Source organism: Mucilaginibacter sp. McL0603, assembly GCF_049992945.1.
Lineage (GTDB): Bacteria > Bacteroidota > Bacteroidia > Sphingobacteriales > Sphingobacteriaceae > Mucilaginibacter.
In genome coordinates this window covers 2,547,951-2,569,590 of record NZ_CP188251.1, presented here as the reverse complement: position 1 = coordinate 2,569,590, position 21,640 = coordinate 2,547,951, and the positions used below count along the sequence as shown (strand labels likewise).

At 41.7% G+C, this 21,640-nt stretch carries 19 protein-coding genes and 2 pseudogenes; 14 read left to right on the top strand and 7 right to left on the bottom strand.

The genetic code is table 11. The features are described from left to right. The first annotated feature begins 155 nt into the window (after positions 1-155). The 5 genes from ACPPVU_RS12115 (at position 156) to ACPPVU_RS12095 (ending at position 4,688) form a co-directional block, all read left to right on the top strand. On the top strand, positions 156-380 hold the full coding sequence (locus tag ACPPVU_RS12115) for a helix-turn-helix domain-containing protein (RefSeq protein WP_426671972.1): 225 nt from the start codon (positions 156-158) through the stop codon (positions 378-380). A 466-nt stretch (positions 381-846) separates the two neighbouring features. Continuing rightward, positions 847-2,127, top strand: coding sequence for an MBL fold metallo-hydrolase (locus ACPPVU_RS12110; RefSeq protein WP_426671971.1), 1,281 nt, complete (start codon positions 847-849; stop codon positions 2,125-2,127). A 1,052-nt stretch (positions 2,128-3,179) separates the two neighbouring features. After that, positions 3,180-3,410 carry a helix-turn-helix domain-containing protein gene (locus tag ACPPVU_RS12105; RefSeq protein WP_426671970.1) on the top strand — a complete coding sequence of 77 codons (231 nt, stop codon included), beginning with the start codon at positions 3,180-3,182 and terminating at the stop codon, positions 3,408-3,410. Beyond that, a complete protein-coding gene (locus ACPPVU_RS12100; protein WP_426671969.1) occupies positions 3,407-3,739 on the top strand; it encodes a HipA N-terminal domain-containing protein in 333 nt (110 codons plus the stop codon). Before ACPPVU_RS12105 ends, ACPPVU_RS12100 begins: the two co-directional genes overlap by 4 nt. Next, complete coding sequence (locus ACPPVU_RS12095) at positions 3,732-4,688, top strand: HipA domain-containing protein (protein ID WP_426671968.1); 957 nt, start codon at positions 3,732-3,734, stop codon at positions 4,686-4,688. The genes ACPPVU_RS12100 and ACPPVU_RS12095 overlap by 8 nt, the downstream gene beginning before the upstream one ends. Positions 4,689-4,996: 308 nt before the next feature. On the opposite strand, the gene ACPPVU_RS12090 is transcribed toward ACPPVU_RS12095, so the two are convergent. After that, positions 4,997-7,021 carry a zinc metalloprotease gene (locus ACPPVU_RS12090; RefSeq protein ID WP_426671967.1) on the bottom strand — a complete coding sequence of 675 codons (2,025 nt, stop codon included), beginning with the start codon at positions 7,019-7,021 and terminating at the stop codon, positions 4,997-4,999. Positions 7,022-7,395: 374 nt separating this feature from the next. Here ACPPVU_RS12090 and ACPPVU_RS12085 point away from each other — a divergent pair, with 374 nt between their 5' ends. The 3 genes and pseudogenes from ACPPVU_RS12085 to ACPPVU_RS12075 all read left to right on the top strand — a co-directional run bounded on the left by ACPPVU_RS12085 (position 7,396) and on the right by ACPPVU_RS12075 (position 8,627). Further along, positions 7,396-7,692 carry a CHC2 zinc finger domain-containing protein gene (locus ACPPVU_RS12085; protein ID WP_426671966.1) on the top strand — a complete coding sequence of 99 codons (297 nt, stop codon included), beginning with the start codon at positions 7,396-7,398 and terminating at the stop codon, positions 7,690-7,692. 400 nt (positions 7,693-8,092) lie between these two features. Continuing rightward, positions 8,093-8,317: pseudogene (locus ACPPVU_RS12080) on the top strand (hypothetical protein); the annotation flags it as partial. A 133-nt stretch (positions 8,318-8,450) separates the two neighbouring features. Further along, a complete protein-coding gene (locus tag ACPPVU_RS12075; protein ID WP_426671965.1) occupies positions 8,451-8,627 on the top strand; it encodes a histone H1 in 177 nt (58 codons plus the stop codon). A gap of 164 nt (positions 8,628-8,791) precedes the next feature. Here ACPPVU_RS12075 and pckA read toward each other — a convergent pair whose 3' ends face one another. Beyond that, on the bottom strand, positions 8,792-10,396 hold the full coding sequence (gene pckA / locus ACPPVU_RS12070; protein ID WP_426671964.1) for a phosphoenolpyruvate carboxykinase (ATP): 1,605 nt from the start codon (positions 10,394-10,396) through the stop codon (positions 8,792-8,794). 341 nt (positions 10,397-10,737) lie between these two features. On the opposite strand from pckA, the pseudogene ACPPVU_RS12065 reads away from it, so the two are divergent. The 3 genes and pseudogenes from ACPPVU_RS12065 to ACPPVU_RS12055 all read left to right on the top strand — a co-directional run. After that, positions 10,738-10,875 (top strand): annotated as a pseudogene (locus ACPPVU_RS12065) (class 1 fructose-bisphosphatase); the annotation flags it as partial. 26 nt (positions 10,876-10,901) lie between these two features. Next, positions 10,902-11,360 (top strand): Lrp/AsnC family transcriptional regulator, encoded by a 459-nt coding sequence (locus ACPPVU_RS12060; RefSeq protein ID WP_426671963.1) that lies wholly within the window; start codon positions 10,902-10,904, stop codon positions 11,358-11,360. A 275-nt stretch (positions 11,361-11,635) separates the two neighbouring features. Then, positions 11,636-12,577: an acyltransferase family protein gene (locus tag ACPPVU_RS12055; RefSeq protein ID WP_426671962.1), complete on the top strand. Its 942-nt coding sequence runs from the start codon at positions 11,636-11,638 to the stop codon at positions 12,575-12,577. Between the two features lie 564 nt (positions 12,578-13,141). Here ACPPVU_RS12055 and ACPPVU_RS12050 read toward each other — a convergent pair. The 5 genes from ACPPVU_RS12050 to ACPPVU_RS12030 all read right to left on the bottom strand — a co-directional run bounded on the left by ACPPVU_RS12050 (position 13,142) and on the right by ACPPVU_RS12030 (position 17,674). Further along, entirely contained in the window at positions 13,142-14,023 is an 882-nt protein-coding gene (locus ACPPVU_RS12050; RefSeq protein ID WP_426671961.1) for an IS3 family transposase, read from the bottom strand. A 23-nt stretch (positions 14,024-14,046) separates the two neighbouring features. Continuing rightward, positions 14,047-14,418, bottom strand: coding sequence for a hypothetical protein (locus tag ACPPVU_RS12045; RefSeq protein ID WP_426671960.1), 372 nt, complete (start codon positions 14,416-14,418; stop codon positions 14,047-14,049). A 191-nt stretch (positions 14,419-14,609) separates the two neighbouring features. After that, positions 14,610-15,701: an acyltransferase family protein gene (locus tag ACPPVU_RS12040; protein ID WP_426671959.1), complete on the bottom strand. Its 1,092-nt coding sequence runs from the start codon at positions 15,699-15,701 to the stop codon at positions 14,610-14,612. Positions 15,702-15,754: 53 nt separating this feature from the next. Beyond that, positions 15,755-16,861 (bottom strand): MraY family glycosyltransferase, encoded by a 1,107-nt coding sequence (locus ACPPVU_RS12035; RefSeq protein ID WP_426671958.1) that lies wholly within the window; start codon positions 16,859-16,861, stop codon positions 15,755-15,757. Between the two features lie 75 nt (positions 16,862-16,936). Continuing rightward, positions 16,937-17,674: a glycosyltransferase family 2 protein gene (locus ACPPVU_RS12030; protein ID WP_426671957.1), complete on the bottom strand. Its 738-nt coding sequence runs from the start codon at positions 17,672-17,674 to the stop codon at positions 16,937-16,939. Positions 17,675-17,771: 97 nt separating this feature from the next. Here ACPPVU_RS12030 and ACPPVU_RS12025 point away from each other — a divergent pair, with 97 nt between their 5' ends. Genes ACPPVU_RS12025 through ACPPVU_RS12015 form a run of 3 tightly spaced genes read left to right on the top strand, consistent with a single transcriptional unit; the run spans position 17,772 to position 21,527 of the window. Then, on the top strand, positions 17,772-18,575 hold the full coding sequence (locus tag ACPPVU_RS12025; RefSeq protein ID WP_426671956.1) for a polysaccharide biosynthesis/export family protein: 804 nt from the start codon (positions 17,772-17,774) through the stop codon (positions 18,573-18,575). Next, positions 18,575-20,995, top strand: a complete 2,421-nt coding sequence (locus ACPPVU_RS12020; protein WP_426671955.1) for a GumC family protein — start codon at positions 18,575-18,577, stop codon at positions 20,993-20,995. Before ACPPVU_RS12025 ends, ACPPVU_RS12020 begins: the two co-directional genes overlap by 1 nt. Positions 20,996-21,011: 16 nt before the next feature. Then, positions 21,012-21,527, top strand: coding sequence for a UpxY family transcription antiterminator (locus ACPPVU_RS12015; protein WP_426671954.1), 516 nt, complete (start codon positions 21,012-21,014; stop codon positions 21,525-21,527). Positions 21,528-21,640: the final 113 nt, after the last annotated feature.

Sequence of the window (21,640 nt, the reverse complement as noted above, 5' to 3'; positions counted from 1 at the left end):
CCGGTTAATTATCAGATAAAATTAGAAATAAAATTCAAAGGTTTTTATGGACTTTAAAACTTTTGCTCATCTCTAATCAAAAGTACTAAATGGTGTGTTAAAACACAACATAATTTATTCATAAAACAGGGAATTTTCGCACAGTTATAACTGTGATGATTAGCGAAGTACAAAAAGACGCCTTAGTAAAGTTTGGTCAGCATCTGCAAGTGCTTCGCAAAAGTAAAAATCTCTCTCTCCGGAAACTTGCACTGAATTGTAATATTGAGCACAGTGATATCAAACGTTATGAAAACGGGGAGATCAACCTGACGTTTCTGACGATCATCGAACTGTCCAGGGGGCTTGATATTCCTGTTAAGGAGCTCATGGATTATTAAAAAACATTTATATTTCAGGGGTAGGGTAATTTCATTGGCCCGGCTTTTTTTATCGCCTGCGCTCCTGGCTTCGGGAATGTTGCACGCAGTATTGTTTTTGATCTGACTTCGGCTTTGGTAACGAAATCGATATCCTCGGGTTGTTAAACCGGCTGCGCGGGTCAATTCCCGCGATCCCCGGCTCGCCTTAACCATCGATCGTTTTCTGGTCACCTGGACGGCACGTCGGGCAATCGGGGAACTTCACTGCATTAAGGTCCCATGTACCCCGAAGCAAATTTTGAATTTCAGGCTGTTGGCCATGGCGGATTCTATACCGGCCAAATGAAAAACGCTGATATACCTGATGATATTTTAAAGCTAAATGAATAGCACGGGCCTGTCAACCCGTGAAAACACCCATTTTTCAGATAGCCATTGACTTACAAGGATTTATCTCTACATTTAAGCATATCTCGAACCAACCATGAAACCAACCTATAACCACCGGCTAACCGGGCTCCTGCTGGCCCTTTTCGCTGCCTGCTTCAGCATGGGCCAGGCTTTTGCCCAGCAGGAGCTCCAAATCCATCATATCAACGTCAATAACGGGGATGCCACCATGATCGGGATCTATGACCACAGCACGCAAAAGTATACGGCCAAGATCCTCATCGACGGGGGGCTGTCCACTGCCGGCGCCAGCCTGTTGCCCTATATTCAAAAGATCGCAGCTGATACCCATTTCAAGTATATCATCCTGACCCACTACCACAATGACCATTATACCGGCCTGAATGCATTGGGCAGCGGTCAGCTGACCGCGGACAGCCTGGTCGATCCCGGCGGCTATGACTTCAAAACCTATTTCCCGGCCCAGCCCCGGCTGAAACTGCTGGCTGAACCTAAACCCGCCAGCATGACTGTCGCCAGCCAATGGCTCAGCATGGTCTCTAAAGCCACCAGCCACCATTTCTTAAATGGCAGAAGCGAAGTATTCATCTCCTACGGCACAGGCAACAGTTCCGGCCTCGGCCGGAAACTCCTCATCGGGCAACTGGGCGGTTTGCCCGTCACGCTCGAATGCGTGGCCGGCTGGGGCAATACCCTGAACAACGGCCCTACGGTCGCCGACCCGCTGCCGGACAAGAACAATGCTAACAACTTTTCACTGGCCTTCGTCCTGCGCTGCGGCGAATTCCGCTATTTTATCGGCGGCGATCTCGGCGGTTCTTCGCAGGATGTGTATATCAACCAGGAAGACCCGTTGATCCGCTACCTGGCGATCGATCTTCCGGCTGTGCATACCCTGAACGGCCAGCTCCATGGCGGAGGCCATATCTGCGGGTTTAAAGCTGATCACCACGGCAGCAGCTATGCCAACAGCGCCGCGTTCATGGGCGCTATGTCCCCTACCGTTACAGTGACTTCTGCCGGGGATAAATCCGGCTGGCACCTGCCACGGGAAAAGTACCTGGGTCTGCTTTCGGCCCTGCAACCGCTTTCCGGCCAAAAGGGGGTCTACTTTACCAATTTGCACGACTGGGGGACCGGTAAAAATTCCCTGACCACAGCGCAATCTTTATTTAAAAACAAGCCGGGCATCAGTTTTGATTACGGGAACCCGCAGGGTCACGCCTACAGCTATATGATCCGGGTCAAACCCGAACACCTTGATACGGAAAGTGATTTCGAGGTCGCCCGGGTAGATATCACGCAGGCTGACCCTTATACCAGCCTGTCGGTATTTCAATGCCATAAAAAATGAACGAAATCGTCGCATACTATAGCAATGATTTGATCGCGGATGATTTTTCAGTTTGGCGAACCAGAGATTACCAGGTAAGACTCAAAAGATATTAGCGGGTGGTTTTACAGGCCGGGAATAGTTTCCAGTAATTATTTACAGCTGGCAAATTGCAATTCAATAATCATTAGCACTTCAATAGCAATACAGTTAAAGGCAGTTTTTGCCAGTTCAAAGATTTTCGACGGATGACGTGATGAGCAAAGATTTCGTGCAGCAAATGAGCCATGCGTATAAGAACATGCGCCCGTTCTTCAACTATATGAGTGAAATATTGACTGCTGACGCTAATGGGTTAACGATTTAAATCCATCAATGCATCCCTTAAAATATCCTGAAATGACCCTTACTGAGGTGCTTTTCTGCCGTCAAAGGGGGAGTCAAATGGCTTTTCTTACTTAAAGTGATCTATAAAGAAGAGCTTGTCATTTATCTGATTTTAAAATATATATAAAATAGACAATGACGGTTTGTCAGGTAAATATTCAATTTATTTCCCATGTTTTAATTCTTCGATTGCTTTCGGCCTTTCAAGTAGGATTTCCTCAATACCTTTCTTGCACTCATAACTTACACTCCCGAAAATATACCGATTGGTTTGCTTCTGGTGTTCAAAAGTTTCATAAACAGGACTGCATAAAACGACCGATCACCACCCCGGAAATTACAGGCAACAGTCTCCCGGTAATGCGTCGCAATTCTAAATAATATCCTTTACTGGAATACGGTAACCTTTAACCTCAATGCCAGCATGAAAAGCTTTTTGGAAAAAACTGCTAAAACCGCTAAGTCATTATGCGTGTACAATTTGACGAGCTGAAGCGGGTTTTTGTTCCCAGTCTGAATTGCCTTTTTCTCGCGGGCTCTGCAAGAAATTATATTCAAACCATTTCCTTACAATTAAAACTAGCTATTATATGTAATTACATATAATTTTTAATAATTTATACTAATTATATGCAATTACATATAATATTAATTATATTTGATTAATTATATGCAATTACATATAAATGAAAACACTAACAGAATTTGTAAAGGAAAAACGTAAACAGGCAGGATTGACGCAGGAGGACTTTGCGCTCAGAACCGGCGTTGCTTTAACCGTGATCCGGAAAATAGAGCAGGGCAAAGGGAATTTAAATCTTGAAAAAGCCAATCAGGTACTAAAAATGTTTGGCCACCAACTCGCCCCGGTGAATTTAAAGGAACTGGCCCCTAAAAATGAAACTATCGCACCATGAGGCAGGGAAAAATTTTTTATCAGGATGACGAAGCCGGGCTATTGACCGAAACTGACGAGGGCTTATTCATTTTCCAATATTTGGAAGCCTATATACAGGTCCGTCCGGATTGTTTTATCACTTTCAGCATGCCCGTTACCTCAAAGGCTTATACAGACAAACGGCTGTTCCCCTTCTTTGACGGATTAATACCGGAAGGCTGGCTGCTGGATATTGCCGCCAGGACTTGGAAGCTCAACCCCAATGACCGGATGGGCTTGCTGCTGGCATGCTGCAAGAATTGTATAGGCGCCGTTAGTGTAATCCCTATTGCTGAAAATCATGAGTAAAAAATGCCTGTATTGTTACCGGCCCTTAAACGGGAAATCATCAGGGGATTTCCATGAGCACTGCAGCCTGGATTTTTTTGGCACCAAAATACCACCTGATTTTGACTATACGCTTGACCAGATGACCGAATTGGCCAAAAATGTGGTCGAGCGCAGTATCGCTGTGCCGGGCGTTCAGCCAAAATTATCCTTAACCCTGCTTAGAGACGCTCTGGCAAACGGACCGCGCGTACGCTTGACAGTGGTCGGCGCACCTGGCGGCAACTATATCTTTAAACCGCCATCTACAGACTTTGCCGAGATGCCGCAAAATGAGCACGTCACTATGCGTATAGCAGAATTTTCTTTCGGACTGCAAACAGTGCCGTCAAGCCTTATCCGCTTAAAGTCCGGTGAACTGGCTTATATCACCAGGCGGATTGACCGGACAGCCGAAGGCACGAAAATACATATGCTGGACATGTTACAAATACTGGAGGCTTTTGACAAATACCGGAGCTCGATGGAAAGGGTGGGCAAAGCAATAGCAATCTATTCCAGCCAGACGCTGCTTGACCAATCCTATTATTTTGAACTGGCTATTTTCAGTTTTCTATCGGGCAATAACGACATGCATCTTAAGAATTTCTCTATGATCAGCAAAAAAAATGATTGGGTGCTCGCCCCTGCCTATGATTTGTTAAATGTGACTATTGTCAATCCACAGGATGCCGAGGAGCTTGCCCTGACACTCGATGGCAAAAAGCGTAAGTTAAAACCGGAACATTTTAAAGAGTTGGCAAAAGGACTGGGCCTGACTGATAAGCAGGTGAGTAATACCTTTAAACGTTTCCGCCTGAAAAAGGATGCCGCCTTTGACTGGCTGGAATCATCGTTCCTGTCTGAAGAGCTTATTGCGTCCTATAAGGATTTAATGAATACCCGCTATCAGATTTTGGGGCTGGAGTAGAACCCTATTATGAAAAGGATGCCCGGCCGGTGACTAACTGCAAAAACAATAGGTTAATTTGTTAACCGGGCAATTTTAGCTTCAAATGATAAAACTGATGACCAGATTTCCACATTCCCCGGATTCTCTTCTTTGGGAAGGAGCATTTGCTGTACCGCAATAATTGCATCATGATACCAATTTTCCTGTTAATTTTGGGGTAAGCGTTCAAAGTACTCGGTCCGGACAACGGTCGCCTGTGCACCATTGCAGATAGTCTCCCCTTTTCATGGGAGACTATCGCTGCAGATTGTTAATGATCTCTGATATCAATGGCATCCGCATGAACAACTGGTTTTTATCCACGAAACGCCATCAAACCTGGTATCCTGGCATTTTTTTGCAATATATCTGGTGTCTGGCATGGTTTTTAAAACAAGTCGCTGCCCGCCGACAACCCGGTTCCCATTTCTTTGAATCATGTCTAGGGCGAAAACCCGGACGCCTATGGTGGGTTTGTGCTTCGGCAAAAAGTAGACTTTCACCCCGAAAATTTCTTTGGGATTAAGTTCAAATGATCCAAATGTCCCCGGGCTGAGAATTTCGAAGGTGTTTTTATCGATTTGAACGACATTTTTTTCCTTTTCCAAAACCCTGACTTTCTTCACCAGTTCAGGCGGAATCTCGACAAAGACTTTACCCCAATCAAATATGGATATTTTCTCTTCTTTCGGTATAAAAAATGAAATACTGGCCTCTTCTCTTTCTTTACGAAAATTGGCTACCAGGACAGTTGTTAACCGTCCGGAACCTGGAATATCGTCGACAATCGTGATGTTCTTCCATACGATGTTGTTATTCTGCTGTACATTGGTGTACAGATCAGCGGTCTCGGAAAATGTCATACCAAAAGGCGCCGCGGCGGCTGTTTCAATCCTTGCAAGGAGACAAAAATGACTCTGGTCGGCACCAAAGACGGCGTAATCAGCCGGATTTGGTGGCATCCAGGGAAAAGCCAGAATTTCATCACTTCCCGCGGCGACAGATACGCTCTGGCTTCCGATAAATCCGCCCATCAAAGCCGGCGAAGTAACACTTCCGTCCCAGGGAGAGGGCCATGCGAGACCTGATGAAGCTTTTGCCCAATAGAGCTTTAATGTACCTGTCGATATTCCGCTGCATCCCCGGTTACGAACCCGGACATAAACAAAATTTGGAGGGGATCCGGCGGGCCTGTATTCGGCGTTTTGATGATCCTGGTTCATGATTCCGTCATTGGTATTACGCACCCAAATATCGTCGCTTATCCACATTGGCTGGCCCGACAGGTCCGGTTCATCGCCGAAGTCGTCGGAAACGTCTTTCATCCACAGATCGGGCCCGGGAACACCGGTAAGAGGAACCAGTGCATCTGAGGCCAGGATCGAGGTCCTTGCTGTCATCAGCGCCGCATTCATCCGTACGACCTGGCCTGCTGTAAATATATTCATGCATTCGTCGGCCGAATAGTCCATATAATTCTGAAACATGTCGCCATTAGGTCCGTTAGAACAGGAGATGGAGGGAAAAGTTCTGCAGGGTCCGAAGGGGCTTGCGCCGGCCTGGTTTGGCGTATCGTCAACAAGGTCCGATCCTGAACATGCGCCACGGTCATCTCCCCAGATATGATGAAGATCCAGCCAATGCCCGATCTCGTGGGTCATGGTTCTGCCTAATGCCGCGTGGGCTATTAAGGTTCCTCTAGACCCGAATGATTGATAATAGCAAACGACGCCCTGGATGGCGGCGGGCATAGCGGGGAATGTACCGTAACCCAATGTGCCATCTGTGTAATTAACAACCCAGACATTCAGGTATTTGGTAACGTCCCAGGGATCGACACCTCCGGTAGCAGATGACTTCATATTATCACTCGGAAATGTCCAGCCGGTTATAGGAGTTGAGGTTCTTGTAATACCAGTTGTCGGGTTACAATTAGGATCGCGTACAGCTAATGCAAATTCGATTCTGGCGTCAGCTGCCACTGCGGCAAACGCAGCCGGTGTAGAGCCGGCATCAGCGTTGAGTCTTCTGTAATCTGCATTTAACACCTCGATCTGGCTAAAAATCTGATCATCTGAAATATTTTGTGCTACGGTATTAAACAGAACGTGAACAACAATCGGGATTCGTATTAAGCCGGTTCGTAATCCGCCTGGTGCATAATTTTTTACCCAGTCCTGGACTTCCTGCTCCAGCATTCGGCTCCTCCAGCGATACTCGGGATCCAGTCGAATTAATCTTAAATGTTGTTCCACCGCTACACATCTGCGAATTTGCTTGTGATGTGTATTGTCTGATTTACTTTTGTCCACAATAGCCTCCTTTTTTTAAAAATTATGAAAAAATATTAATAATTGGATCTGGAATGAGCTTGACAAAAGGCTGTAGTAAATTGCCTGGATATGACTTAACAGTAAAGATAATCTGCTGTAAATTTATGCGTTTATCAGGGTCTGCGCAACGGGTGTTTTCACGGTATTTTTTTGTTTAAAACACCTATTTTTAGTTGACTATCAGAATGTTATTAAGTAGCTACGGACAAAAACTGGCATCTTCTGAAAATCTTAAGGTTTTAATTAGCCCACGAAATTCAAAAGGCCAGGCCAGTACACGGAGACGTGCACAATTTCATAAAATTTCCACAATCCGGTGACTGCCCTTTTCAGGCTGCGCCTGTTTGATATATTTGCCGGACGAGAAAGATATGTCGCAAGAGCAAAACATCCAAACCATCCAATCCAAAGCAAATCTGGTAAAGATAGTATCCGCCTACCTGCCATTGACGAAAAGCCGGCTGGCCATGAAAGGGAACTGCCCGTTCCATCCTGACAGTGCTCATTCTTTCATGGTCTCCCCTGCTAAAAACATTTTTAAGTGTTTCGGCTGCGGCAAAGAAGGCGGGCCGGTTGAATTCATTATGGCCATACAAAACAAAAAATTTGACGAGGCCGCCGAGATTGCGGCAATGACCATAGAACTTTAACCATGGCATTCCGCAAGGTCATTTTAATTAACGACATTAAGTAATGGCTGCGTAATGCGCATAGCTTCATTGTCAACGGCGTTTAGTTTTGCAGCATGGAACTACCCCAGCTGCCGGCATCCGGATTTACATTTTTGAGCGAACTGAAAAAAACAATCACCGTGAATGGTTTGATCAGCATAAAAGTGATTACCTTGCAGGAGGCCTGACATGTTGAATGTTTTGCCGAAGCGATGACCGGGGCACTGAATTCCCACGATGTGATCGAAACGAAATCCGGCAAAAAGGGCCTTTGGCGGATCTACCGTGACACTGTTACCTTTCTATTCGGTCTATACAGACACTCCGGGGGAGCAATTAAAGACTAGCCCCAGGGGGGTAACCCCGGACACCCGCGAATGACCTGCTACGCTACAAGCAGTTTTTGCTCGTTCAACCCTTTTCGGCCGATGAGGTGATGAGTAAAGATTTCGTGCAGCGGGTAAACGATGCCTGCAAAAACATGCGGCTCTTTTTTGATTTACATGAGCGGGGTATTGACCGCAGACGTCAACGGGCTTGCAATCTTACTTATCAAAGCCTTATGGGATGCGCTAAACTTTCCGGGCTCCCTAAGGTTTCATAGAAACCATCCTGACTTCTTATTCGTTTAAATCTCTGATCCATCGGAAACAGCGGGTATGACCCGCTATCTAAGCGTTGGAATTAGCCCTTCAATATTCCTATTTTCGCAATAAATTTTAAATACAACAACACAAATGGAAAAATTCACAGCCCTGAAAACATTAATCGCGTCAGCAGAAAAAGACGCGGAAGCATTTTACAAGAATGGCAACAAAGCTGCGGGAACGCGTTTGCGCGGTGCCATGCAACAACTTAAAGTAAGCGCATCGGATATCCGCAAGGAAGTTACAGAAAAGAAAAATACAAAATAAACAACAGTAAACCTGTTTTGGGAACAAGCCTAGCCATACGCCGGGCTTGTTTGTTTTAATTTTTCTTTAAAATACCTGTATATAAATTACATATCCGTTGATCGGTTAAGTAAGTCCATCAGCCGTCAGGCGGCCATTGCTGTCAGAAAGCACAAGTGGTGACTCTAAATTTTGCTTTTATTGTGCCCGGCTTTGTGATCCATGGCCAGATCCAGGGAAGGAGGGAACACGGAAAACCCATTAAAGTCGTTTTCAAATTGCTTAAAATTTTCACTGAATTTCCTCGCCAGTTCTTTGGCAGCACGCTGATAGGCTGCCTGGTTCTTCCAGGTTTCCCAGGGGTTCAAAATCTCCCTGGGGACCATTGGACAATATTGTGGGATCAGCATGCCAAATACGGGGTGCACCAAATATTCAACATCTTCCAGCTTACCTTCCAGGGCCGCAGCTACCATCGCTCTTGAATAGGCTATGCCGATCCTCTTCCCTACCCCGTATGGGCCGCAGGTCCAGCCGGTGTTGATCATCCATACCCTTGCACCGCTCGCCTGCAGTTTTTCCAGAAAAAGGCTGGCATAAACTGCGGGGGATAAGGGTAAAAACGGGGCGCCAAAACAGGAGCTGAAGGTAGCCCGGGGTTCTTTTACTCCTTGTTCGGTACCTGCAATTTTTGCGGTGTAGCCACTAATAAAATAGAACATCGCTTGTGCATGTGTTAGCCTGCTGACCAGCGGTAATACGCCGTAGGCATCACAAGTGAGCAAAAAAATATTTTCCGGGCTGGCGCTTATTGAGGGGATTTTCGCGCGGTCTATAAAAGACAAGGGGTAACTAACCCTTGTATTTTCAGTAATTGAGGTGCTTCCAAAATCAATTTGGCCGGTGCCGCTTTTAAATTCTGTGTTCTCCACCAATGCTCCGAAACGGATAGCCCGAAAAATATCAGGCTCGTGCTGTGCCGACAGGTTAGCGATTTTGGCGTAACATCCTCCTTCGAAGTTAAAAATACCTTCATTGCCCCAGCCGTGTTCGTCGTCGCCGATCAATCTCCGTCCCGGATCGGAGCTTAATGTCGTTTTACCGGTTCCGCTTAATCCAAAAAACAACGCGGTATCTCCGGCAGCGCCCTCGTTGGCGCTGCAATGCATGCTCAATACGCCCCGCTGTAATGGTAAGATATAATTCAACACGGTAAAAACTGCCTTTTTGATCTCGCCGGTATAGCCTGTACCTCCGATCAGAATCGTTTTATGCATGAATGAAATCACCGTAAAATTTTCCTGTCTTGTCCCGTGTGACACTGGCTCTGCCTGGAAGCCGGGCGCATGAATAATCATCCATTCAGGCTCGGGGCATTCCTGTTCTCCGGGCTCCGGCGTAAGAAACATATTCGCGCCAAAATGATTTGCCCAGGGGTTTTCATTGATCATGCGGATTGACAGATGAAATGATGGATCGGCGCAGAGATAGGCATTCCGGACCCAAACCTCTTCCCGTTTATCGAGGTAAGCGAGCATGTCCTCCCGCAGTTTATAAAATGAACTTTCTTCAATTGCGTTGTTGAATTTGTTCCAGTCTACTGTAGTTTCTGTTTGTGCGTCTCTTACAATGAACTTGTCCAGGGGGCTTCTGCCGGTAAATTTTCCTGTGCTGATGACCAGCGCGCCGGTGTCATTTAATACCCCTTCATTTCTGAGGAGGGTTTGTTCAATTAATTCTGCAGCTGATAGCTGGTAGTGGACTTTAACATGTGGCAATAATTCGGTCATGGCTGCTGATACTGGTTTGAAATTAATGCAAAGTTTCAGCGTTTCGGTATTTAAAGCTATATACCGCCCAATCTTTAGTTAATAAAACTATGAAAAGCGCTTTTGGCTGGTATTTTAATAGTTGATTCCATTGAAATTCCGTCTTCGTTTTAATTTTAACTATGGCAAGATAAAAACCTGGATAAAATAAGTATTTAATACACTTAGCCAATTACAGAACATTCTATGCGGGCATAATAAAATAGTTAAATTACATCTATATTTAAGGATGATATGCTTTTTTATTTTAGATTTGCCTGCCAATTATACCGAAATTAAATTGTATTTATTACACTAAGGCCATGTCTCAAGTCAAAACTTCAGGACAATTTATTATTGAAAAACAAGCAGACTTTCTATATTCCAAGGGAGGGCTTTCTCGTCTGCTGAGAGATATTGGGATTGCCGCAAAAATCGTTAACCGGGAAGTAAATAAGGCAATATTATTCAATGCTAAAATCGACTTATGATCAATAATCAACTTGACCAGATAGACCTGAAAATTATTGACTTGCTGCAGCAGGACTCAAGGTTGACACATAAACAGATTGGTAACCAGTTACACAGATCCGGTACCGCGATCCAGGTGCGCATTAAACGGCTGATCGCCGATGGTTACATTAAAAACTACACGGTGACCGTAGACCATAAAAAAATGGGCAAGGGCCTGGTCGCATATACGTTGGTAGAGATCCGGCAGCATACCCATGAAAGCCTGCGGGATTTCCAGTCGGAAGTAGTAAAATTAGATGGGGTAACGGAGTGTTCCCATTTGACAGGATCATTTGATTTCCTGCTAAAGATCGTTATTGGGGACATTGGGGAATACCAGGACCTTTTAATGAACAGGCTATCCAAAATACCGCAGGTTGGTAAAATGCAAAGTTTATTTATGATGTCAGAAACATTGAAACGGTGCACGTAAGGCCGTTAAGGTACCAGGCACTGAGAAATTGAAAGCATTGGTCATAAGTTATTCCCCGCATATCAATTTATTGCTGACCTGCAGCATGTGGAATTGGTCTTGCAATCATGAATGTTGTTACCCTCCAACTTTTCCAGGTATATGTCTTTCATGCCCGACAAAACATCAGACTTCATATGCGGCGGAACTTATCCCGAGCCTTCTGCATTATTGTAATACGCTAGGCCGAATCCAATTTTTATTTATAAAAACGCAAAAAGATGTAAATTGCGCACATGCCTAGAACCGATGCGCCTTCCAAAATTTATATCGAACAAGTTGATTATATCAGGGCCATAGCTTCTGTTTCGGTCGCATTATTCCATTTAGGGGGGAAGGTTTTACCGGGATTAAAGTTTGGCTGGCTGGGTGTTCAAATGTTTTTCCTTTTATCCGGATTTATAATTTGCTGGTCGATACCGAACAATTATGACTGGAGCATGGCCAGGACATTTATTTTAAAGCGAATAACAAGGATAGAGCCACCATTTATAATTTCAGTCATCCTGTTACTCGCAGTTCAATATATTTTAGTGCCCAATTATAAGCCTGATTGGATAAATGTTCTATTCCACTTCGCATATTTGAATAGTTTTTTCAATCAACCCTATCTGAATCCGGTTTATTGGACACTGGGGGTAGAATTTCAGTTTTACCTGCTCATTGCCGTTATCTTTCCGTTGATAAATAAAAAATTCGGGTTCCTGATATTAATAGCCATATCCATAATCCCACTTTTTGTAAATATTCCTGCTCTGGGATTAATCAATGTATTTCCTGGGTTTGCTATCGGGATTTGTCTCTTTTTGATCAGGGTCAATTCACTTACACTAAAGTATTCTTTAACATTACTCATTCTGATTGTATTAACTTTCCTTATAGAAGGTCCTTTGCAAACATCGGCCACATTGATAGCATTTTTAATTTTGATTCTGCCAATAAAATCAAATTCCTTTATTCGCTTTTTCTCGAAAATCTCATTTTCGCTTTATTTAACGCATGATATCATTGGAAGCACTTTTGTGGTGCACGTGGGTTCCCTGTTACCCAAGACATTTTTATGGAAAGCTTTCGAATTCAGCTCTGGTTGTATTATAAGCGTGCTTTTTGCCTATCTTTTCTATTTAATGATCGAGAAGCCGTTTTTTTTGCTCTCCAAAAAGATAAAGTATCGCTAAGAAATAAGCTTAGACTAATGACGATCGAAAGCAAATCTTGCAGCTAGCATCTTAGTCAGGTATTTTTTTTGCAAGGATGTACTAACTAGATAGTGAATAGTTGGCAATAATTCATGGTTTTCAGTGCTTGTTGAGACAGTTGGCAAATAGATGTCTGTGGCTTTTTTTTGGCTGAACCGGCAATACGTGATTGGTTTTAAAGCGATCGAAGGAGTGGAACATTATTTCGCCAGAAAATTACAGATTTACCTGAAGATCAATAGCCCTGAAAAACCACTGGTCGGCAAGGATAAGACGACCTTTTTTTCAACTAGTTATCTGATCGCTAATGCTTTGAACTGTCTAGTCCTGAAATAGGTTTACAACAGGTCTCGTCCGCTTTTTGGTTTACAGTTTTGGAGGGTTAAAAATGTAGTTTTTTTAATGCCTGTAAAATACTTATTATTGTTTATTTGTAGAGTTGAAATGTGATAAACTGAAGGAGTTTATCACATTTCAATGCTTTTTCTTCTTTTGCTACTTTTCTTCTTTTATATTCGATACATTTATTGTTAACAAGTTTTTCTATACCGATAGAACAACAGGCTTTTTCTTCCTGGTATTCTTCCAGCATTTTTGCAATGGTTCCATAGTTAAATGAGCAACAGCCGGTGTCAGGTATCCGCAACTCATGTGTGGTCTAATATTATTATATGCTTCAATTGCCATCTTTACAGCCAGTACCGCCTCTGTTCTGGATTTGAATACCCGGCCCAGATCAAATTCAGTTTTAAGGATGCCATTAATTCTTTCTGCTATTGGATTTTCATAAGCTTCTCCATTCTGGGTCATACTTATACTGATCTTTTCTTTATTTAACATCTTCACATAATCATAACTGCAATATTGGACTCCACGGTCTGAATGATGCATTAATGGAAACTCACTTACAATACGGCTGTTTATAGCCATAGTCAGTGCATTAATTGTTCCCTCATTAGTAAGATAGGGATGCAGGCAGTAACCCATTATTTTCTTAGAATAGGCATCTGTGATCAAGCTTAGATAATTGAAATCATAGCTAATACTGATATACGTTATGTCTGAAACCCATAATTGTTCAGATCTGACTACCTCAAGGTTTTTAGCTAGGTCTGGGTACCTGCGAAATACATGATTAGAATTTGTTGTACGGGGACCACGCCTCTTTATTACTATTAACAGGCCATGACTGCGCATTAAAGTATTCAGCTTATCCCTGCCCATCTTAATATTATTCGTCCTAAGTGGCTGATAGATACACTTATAAAGTTTATGCAGGCCAAGACCCGGTAATTCTCTGCGAACAATGGCTATTAGCTCTAATACAATGAGTTCCACTTGTTCTACATCACTGAGGTGCCATTCTTTTTTATAATATGCTTGTCGGGATTTCCCAAACAGTCTGCAAAGAGGGCCTACACCCATCCTTGTAATACGCTTTTCTTTGATTAGCTTGACTGTTTGGAACCACGCTTTTTTCGCACTGGAACTTTGAGCTCCTTCTCAGCATAATCTATCATGGCGTTCAGCCCATAGATAAGAACGTTGGCCTTTTCCAGTGCCTTCTCCAGTTGCTTGATCTGCTGGTTGAGTGCTGCTTTGTCCTTTTTCTTTTTAGGATCAATGGCAACTACGGTTACTGCTCCTTTTTCCAACTTCTTTTTATATTGAGTAATCCAATTTACTAAGATATAAGAATTTGGCAATCGATAGCTTTTTGTAACCTCTTGTACAGACTGATTCCTGTACATTACTAATAACACAAGTTTTTCTTTAAACTCTTCGGAGAAGCTAAACTGCTCCAGCATTGTTTCTTTCATTTGGAATACGATTATTCCAAAACTGTAAACCTAGAGACGGATAAGACCTCCATATTTAAGAAACTTAAAGTTTACACCACTATTTGTATCAACTAAATTAAAATGAAAAAGCAATACGCTTAATGCAGCAATTCCCCGTAGTGAGTCTATTTCTAATAATCTTTTATTTTTCCCCATATTAAGCATTCGGTTTATATTGCTGCATCTGACGTAGATATAGCCTTTAATTCTAGTTTTTCAATGACACGCTTTCCTAAATTTTGAAAGGGTACCTCAATTAAGTGATAAGTAAACATTGAAACGGCTATGCTTATTGATAAAATGATAGAGAATCTAATAACTACCTCTATTGAAGCGTTGCTACTATAGTGATTTAAATGATATTTTACCAGTAAACCAGCTACTAATAGATGCACCAAGTAAATGCTATAGCTCAATTTTCCTACCCAAACTGTAAACCTATTTACTAATAAGATAAAGGGATAGTTTGATAAGCCGAATGATAAAAAAGCAAAAGCGATAGCAAACAGGTAATGTTCTTTAAACACATTACCTCCTAATAAATGTAAAAATATTATAACTGCGATAAAGCAATAAGTTTTATATTTCCAAGGTTGTTCTTCAAAGCTATTTTTATTTGTTGATATACGATAAAGGCATATGCCGATTAAAAATACAGGCAGTTGCGAAATGATATTTTCGTAGGTGAAAATACCCCATAATAATTGATCATTAACAAGTGGATGCACAGACATAATACTGGTAATTAACTTTGCAAAAAGCATACAGATAAGTATTAAATTCACCGCACTCCAAACTGACTTGATCCAAAAAAATAACAAGGGAAATATAAGGTAAAAAAGCACTTCGATGCCTACCGACCACCCACCTGGTATGGTAGAATTAACCCAATATGGACTTAAGCCATGTAAAAAAAGAAAATTAGCCAATAAAGAGTAATTCGTTGGATTTGATATTCTAGTAAGCAATATCAATATTATCATAAAATAATATAGCGGCACTATCCTGAAGGCCCTCCTTAAAAAATAATTTCGGATAGGATATTGTTCGGTATTTATCTTTTTACTTAGCGACAAGCAGAGTGTGAAGGCGCTCATTAAGAAAAAAAGTATTACACCTTTATCTCCGTTTTGTAAGAAGGATTCAAAGAATGCGGGCAATCGGTAGTTTTCAATACCTGCAAAATATGGATGGGAATGATGAAATATTACAAGTATGATAGCAATACCACGTAAAGAATCAATGTATTTAAATCTGTGCATCAAGATTCGGCATTTTAAATGAATTAGCGGCAGGGCTGTAATAGAATCCCATTTTATTTAACAAACACATTTCCAATTGCCACACTTTCGCGTTCCTTCGAACGGAGGATCAAAGTAATGATCCCGTTGAATAACATACATACACATAAGATCAGGGCAATTAATATAGAGTTGCCATAAGACCTGAACAATAATGCCATAATTACACAAAGCATATTCAACGATACCAATATCAATGTAGTCTGTAAGTGAGTAAAACCCAGCTTTAACATTCGATGGTGAATATGCTTACGATCTGCCATAAAAGGAGATACGCCATTTGAAATGCGCAGTATAAAAACTCTTAATGTATCAAATATAGGGCCTATTAAAATAGCTATTGCTAATGCGGGAGCTGAGTAAATTTCAGGCGATTTCATAGTAGTGAATTTATTCAGTTCGATACATTTAATTGCCAGCACAACTGATATTAAGCCGATAAGCATTGAACCGGTATCACCCATAAATATTTTGGCCGGTGTAATGTTAAATTTCAAAAATCCGAATATAGCGCCAGCCATAGCTAATGAAACTGCAGCTAATTCATATTGGTGCATGTAAATAAACAGTCCTGCAAAACAACTATTTGCCATAATACCAGTTAATCCAGCCAAGCCATCGATGCCATCAATCAGGTTAAACGCATTTACAATAAGTATAATAGTTAGAATAGATAGTGTAACGCTGGGCCAGTAATGCAGGTCATAAATACCAAATACACCATACATACTGCTAAGACGGATATTACCCAATAATACCAGGATTGAGGCCACAATAAACTGCATCGTAAACTTAGTGCGCGGGTTTACCCCCGTAAGGTCATCTTTAAGACCCATCACAAATAAAATCAGGCAGGCCGCAAGCAGGTAATTTATCGGCAATGACTTCTCTGTCATACTAAATAACAAGGAAGTAATAGTAAAGCTGACAAATATGGCTACACCGCCCAGGCGCGGGATACCATGATCGTGCTGTTTCCTGAAATGCCCGAGGTCATCATATAAATGCCTGGTACGCGCTACATATAGAATAGATGGTATTGCAATTAGTGTAATTATAGTTGATACGAAGACGATGATTATGTAATACACTGAGTGGTAAAGATGTAAATATTCTGTCATGGAATAAAATTAATTAGGGAATCTTTGTATTCGTAACAGGTGTTCAAATTAACAAAATTTATTAGCTATTAACCCTTAAAAAAATTGCGCTATTTTACGTAGAGGCTTAAATAATATAGTGACACCTGGTAAAAAAATATTATTATTCCTCATTGCTTTTAAATCAAAACGCAATGCGTTTACGCGATTCCCAAAGCTTTTGTTACTTATTCCTCCAATCACCATTTTAACCATTACTTTATTTAGATAGTATACGTTTGTCTTATTAGAATGTATGAACCTGAGCATTAGCTCGTAATCAGCGGCACTTCCATAATCCAATTTATAAGCACCCAGTTCGTCAAATAATTTTTTCCTGCAATAGAACGTAGGATGCGGAGGCATCCAGCCCCAGTTGAAAGCCCCACTTTTATATTTACCGGAGCGCCACTTACGGTTAATTTTGCCGCTTGGTTCTATATAATCAAGATCGCCATATAAAATATCAGTGTGCGGGTCAGTAAAACCTGCGGCTACTTCACTCAAAACATGATCGTCTGAGTAAAAATCATCTGCGTTAAGTGTGCCGATAATATCGCCTGTAGCCAGGGCGATTCCTTTATTCATCGCATCATAAATGCCGCGGTCGGGTTCAGATACAAAAATATCGACTTTGTCTTTATACTTATTTATAATTTTAATGGTATCGTCGGTTGACCCTCCATCAATAACAATGTATTGTACATTGTTGAATTTCTGCCCAAGTACTGAAGCAATTGAGTGTTCGATAGTTTTTTCGGCATTAAATGCCACTGTTATTACTGAAATTTTCAAATCTTGAATTTAAAAAAAATACACTTTTAAAATACGCAAATTATGGTAATTTTGGAACCGATGCATAATATTAAACAAATATGCATTTTATTTGTATATGCGTTTTTATTCTACCCTAATTAGTTCAGCCCTATTTTTTTTAGTAGTGTGCTGTACTTCCTGTGCGACCAAACAAAGACAATTATTATTCCAGCAACCAGGTACTGTTTCAGACAGTGCTCAATTTAAACAGGCCAATAGCGGTAGCGGCACGATCAATTACCGCATCCATTCGCAGGATATCTTACAGATACGGAATTTACAAAGCACCAAATATATTGTTGATGATGCCCCGGTAACCGGCTCGGTGACAAGTGGAGCAGGCGGCACCGCTTCCCAGGGACAAACTTACCAGGTGCAGGATGATGGCACTGTTGCACTGCCAGTAATTGGCCACATACCGGTTATGGGCCTTACCAGGGCCGAAGCAGCCAAAAAGATCGAGGATATCTACCGGAAAGACTTGCTTAAAGACCCGATAATTGACTTAAAGATCGTAAATCTTAAGATAACTCTTTTGGGAGAGGTCAAACTCCAGGGGAATTTCCCATTAATAAAAGATCAAACCAACCTGGTGGAGTTGTTAGGAGAAGCAGGTGGGCTTACAGACAGGGCGGATGAAAAAACCATAAAAATCATTCGCGGTGATCCTAAAAATCCTCAAATCACTTTAGTAGATCTTAGCAAGACACAAACATTAGCCGATCCAAGAATAATCCTTCAAAACAATGACATCATATATATTGCCCAAAATAAACGTGCAGTCAAAAACGATCAATTGCAAAATGTAACAACCACACTGGCACCTGCTTTACTTATTTTAAATTCTGCATTGCTCATTTACACGCTTATTCACCACTAATGGAAGAGACCGAGAAGCCCGCGAGAAAATTGCCCAACCAGGAAATTGACTATTTTAAAATCGGCAAAATATTATTAAGCCGCTGGTATTGGATTGTTGCATCTATAATTATTTGTATGCTCATTTCCTATACCTATCTATGGTATACTCCAAAAATTTATTCGACAACGGCCACATTGAAAATCGAAGAGAAAAAATCCGAATTTTCCGATTTGGTCGGTATCATCAGTAATAATGACCGGGGACCTTCCAAAATACAAAGTGAAACGTTTGTACTTCAAAGCCGTACGGTTATTTTAAGTGCAATAAAAGACCTGGACTATCGGGTAAGTTTTTATATTGCCGGACGCGCCAGGACAAGCGATATTTACCCACAAAAACCATTGAACATTCAATTGTTAAAATTTGATAGTTTAAATTTTTTTCATGATCTGATTAATTTTCAGCCTGTCAGCAAAAGTGCTTTTAAGCTAAGCTATAATTGGGGTGGAAGAAATATCCAAAAGACTTTCCAATACGATCAGCCAGTCAGCATTGGCAATATGGCATTCAGTATCAAATACCCTGGCGAACTGTCAAATAAGACCACTTTTCAATTCAAGTTCAATACTCCGGAAGATTTTGTTGGCAGGGTAAAAGCAGGCCTTCGCACGAACGAACTCATTAAGAATTCTAACATTATTACCTTACAGGAAACCGATTCGGACCCGCAATTTGTGGCAGATATCCTGAACGCCATTATACGGGAATATTTGAATTATGACCGTAATCAAAAAACCCAGTCGGCGACCCAGATGATCCATTTTATAGATGCGCAGCTGGAATCCCTGGCTGATGACGTAAAAGGTTCGGAAAAGTCGATCGAGGAATTCAAACAGAATAATAAAATGATGGACGTTTCCTCGTCGTCCGAGCTGCAACTTGGAAGGATAAAAGAGTTTGGAACCCAAAAGACCCTTTTGAAACTTCAATTAATTGCAATAGATCAGTTAAAGGAACAAATAACCAAAGAAAAAGACAATATAAATCTAAATCTCAACCTCGAAGGAGTTATAGACCCGCTTTTGGCAGAACTGATCGGGAGTTTGAATAATCTGCTGGTTGAAAGATCGACGTTATTAAAAACTTACAACAGCGGATCTCAAACCATAAATGACATCAATGGGCAAATACTCCAGATAAAAAATTCTGCTTTAAATAATATCAATTCATCGAGTGCGCGCATTAATAAGAATATCAGCTACCTGGATAATCAGCTTGCGGCGGCAAACGAGAAACTGTCGGCTTTACCTGCTGCTGAACGCGACCTGATCAGCCTGAAACGAAATTTCGAGATCAATGATAAAGTCTATTCTTTCCTGTCCGAAAAACGTCTTGACGCGCAGATCAGCCGTTCGGCAATTTTACCCGGAGCTACAATTATTGAAGAAGCTCAGGTTAACCTTAACCCAGTTTCCCCTGACGAGCATACGATTCACCGTACGGCATTAATTGTGGGTTTAACCATCGGTCTGGGGCTCATTATTTTGATCCGGATACTTAATCCATATATTTATGATAAGGAAACTGTTGAAAGCCTGACTACTGTACCAATTATTGGTGTCGTACGTAAATTCCCCGCAGCACTTGATGAAAACAGCACTCAGATACTGGCCATTAGCCGGCCAAAATCTTTATTTGCGGAGTCGGTACGTTCTGTACGTACCAATATAAGTTTTATTGCATCTGAGAAAAAAAGCAAGATAATTTGCATCACATCTGAAGTTGCCGGGGAGGGAAAATCATTTGTCACGGTCAATTTATCGAGCACGTTATCTCTTATTGACAAGAAAGTGATACTGATAGCTGCCGATTTGCGCCGTTCTCGTTTACATAAAACCTTCAATGTGCCTAATGACAAGGGATTGAGTAACTACCTGGCCAATCAATGTGACATTGATGATATCATTCTCCATTCGTCACAGCCCAATCTTGATATTATAGTTTCCGGCCCCGTGCCCCCTAACCCATCAGAACTACTGCACAGCGAGCGGACAAAAACATTAATAGCTGAGTTAAAGAAAAGATACGATATTATCATGATCGATACGGCCCCTATCGGGCTGGTGTCGGACGCCATACCACTGATACGAATGAGCGATATCAATATTTTCGTTATCCGCTCGGGTAAATCAAAATTTTACGCGGCAACTGTGCCGCAGCGCATTGCAAATGAATATCACCTGGATAATACGGTGATCATATTGAACGCCTTTGCAGAAGACCTTCTTCATTCACGATATTATACAACCAAGTTTACCAGCGAAAGCCACGGAACGCACTATTATTACTATTCGGATTATAGCGGCTATGAGGGATCTGATTATTATATCGACAAAAAAGTGTTTAAGTGGTGGGATATAAGCAGATGGTTTAAATAATACACTTAAGTGCTGAATGGATACAAGGTTAAAGACAGGTACGCATAAGTGGTATCCGGTTTACACAAACCCCAGGGCTGAAAAAAAAGCTCAGGAGGCTCTTTTAAATAAAGGTATTGAAGCATACCTGCCATTACGGCATCAGCTTAAACAGTGGAGCGACAGGAAGAAGTGGGTCGAAGAGCCCCTTCTTAAATCTTATTTATTTGTCCGTATCGCTGAGCGCGAACAGGCAGATGTGCTAATGACCAGGGGGGTTGCACGCTTTATTTACTTTGGAAGCAAAATTGCTGCAATGCCCGACCGGCAGATCGATGATTTGAAATTATTGATGAGCAGTTCTCTCGAATTAGAAATTACAGAAGAGGATTTGCTGCCTGGAGAAAAAATCATGTTGAAGGCAGGGCCTTTAAAAGGCATGACCGGCGAGATCATATCCTACCGTTCACAAAAGCAGTTAGCACTGCGGTTGGAAAGTCTTGGTTGTTCGGTAATTATACATGTTGCTGCTTCACTGATAAACAGGCTTTAGCACTTTATATTTAAGTACTATATATATAAGTGTTTAGATAGTATTTTTTGATTTTAATCTAATATCGCTATATTTTAATATAGGCTATACGAGTAAAAAAATATATTACTGAA